General features: G+C 30.7%; 1 protein-coding gene. It reads right to left on the bottom strand.

The window, feature by feature from the left end; all coding sequences use genetic code 11:
- Positions 1 to 169: 169 nt before the first annotated feature.
- Positions 170 to 1,438 carry an AAA family ATPase gene (locus tag JIV24_RS22075; protein WP_200467253.1) on the bottom strand — a complete coding sequence of 423 codons (1,269 nt, stop codon included), beginning with the start codon at positions 1,436 to 1,438 and terminating at the stop codon, positions 170 to 172.
- Between the last annotated feature and the right edge of the window lie 352 nt (positions 1,439 to 1,790).

The following is a 1,790-nucleotide window of genomic DNA, read 5'->3' as shown; positions in this document are numbered from 1 at the left end:
GGACACCTTGAAAATACTGATATTTCAGAAGATTCAAGGAACACTTATCCCTTTTTTATGAATAATTCAGGTTAGAAACTTTACATATTCTTCTTCAGTTTTCCCTTCACAGAAAACATAAAAAACTGGATTCATTTTAAGTTGTTTCTGAGCTCTTTTCCTCCCCCTTTTACTCCCCATGAATCAACTTATTAATTTCAGTTAATGAATCATCTATAATTGGAGTCCCATCAAACCTTCCTTGCAAATATCCTTTTTCTGCATCCATATTTTCTCTATAGTCCTTATAGTCATAAAGCGATGCTAAAGAAGAAGTTCCTTTTCCGTTCTTATTTACAAAACAAATTTGATCCCTTCTAAATAAATCCATATCGAGAAGTTTGGTATTGTGAGTGGTGAAAATTAATTGACTCCTATCACTTTTATGAAAAAGATCAATAATAAAATGTACTATCCGATAATGCAAATGCGTCTCAATTTCATCAATTAACATGCTTTTGTTATTTCGGATTACATCTAAAACGGTTAAAAGTATATTAAATAATTTTTTAGTTCCTTCTGACTCTTCAGTCTCCATATCAAAAGGTACTTTTGGAGAGTAACGATGAAAAGTTAAAAATTTTAAATGTTCCACATCTTCCAAATCTGCACTCGCAGAAGGTGGCTGATTTGCTTCAACTTTAAAATCTACCTTATATGCTTTAGCTTTTTCTGTTTGATATGTAATGTCAACTATATCGGAGTCTGCTATCCGAAGTGCTTGCAGAATCTCTTTTTTATAAGATTTAAACAAACCTATTACTTGTTCATTTGACATATTTACATATCCCAGCATAAACGACTTATTAAAATAATTGAAAAGAGCTTTGGGAATTTCCCTATCCATTTGACTTGCCCTAGAAAGAAACAGTGTCTTCTTTGATGTATTAAGTGCTACATCCATCGGCTTTGTTATTACTCCTTGTCCGAATGAATACACTGCTTTTTTATCAAAACCTAATTTTTCATTTCTCGTAAATACTTTTGCTCTTCTTCCTTTAGGGAAATAAAACAACTTTTCCTCAAGTATTTCATTCTTCAATATCGAGAATGAATATTCATACTCAATTCCCTCACTAATAAAACTTATGAAAAAATTACTTGGAGTGGTCTGTCCTCCAAACTTATAAGGTTTATAATTAAAACTAACATTTTCATTGTGATTATGTGAGTTTAGTATCATTAAGCAACAAAATCTTATTGCTTTAATAATATTACTTTTACCTGAAGCATTTGCTCCATAAATCGCAACAGACTTAAGCACATCAATTTCATTTATTGAAAAGATATTACTACTTAAAGCTTTTGCTTTTTTAGTTTTTATAGAACCAGCTGTCAAATCTAGCTCCAATTCATCTTTAATTGAATAAAAGTTACTTAAACGCACCTCTAATATCATCTTTTAACCTCTTATTTTGTAGCAAACCTACAAATTCAACCACCAAAAACCAAAAATGTTTCATTAAACTTTAAGTAGACTAAAAGCTATTCGGGCACTCATGCATTAGTGACTTTAGCCTTAACTGCTATAAACATCCCATTTCTTCAAGATTTTCCACACATATTTTAATTTTTGATTGGAAAATATAAGAATCTATCAATGCCAGCATTAACACTTCTGCTTTTTCACCCATGCCACATACCGATAGAAAGTAGCTCTACTTATTTTTAGAATCTTAAGGTGGGTTCTAAAAATTAGTTTTTTCAATTTTTGACTTGATAAAATCGCAGAACCCTTTAACGAAATTTTC

This window comes from Carboxylicivirga marina, assembly GCF_016612505.1.
GTDB lineage: Bacteria > Bacteroidota > Bacteroidia > Bacteroidales > Marinilabiliaceae > Carboxylicivirga > Carboxylicivirga marina.
The sequence above is the reverse complement of the archived record's forward strand: the minus strand, read 5'-3'. Positions and strand labels throughout refer to the sequence as shown.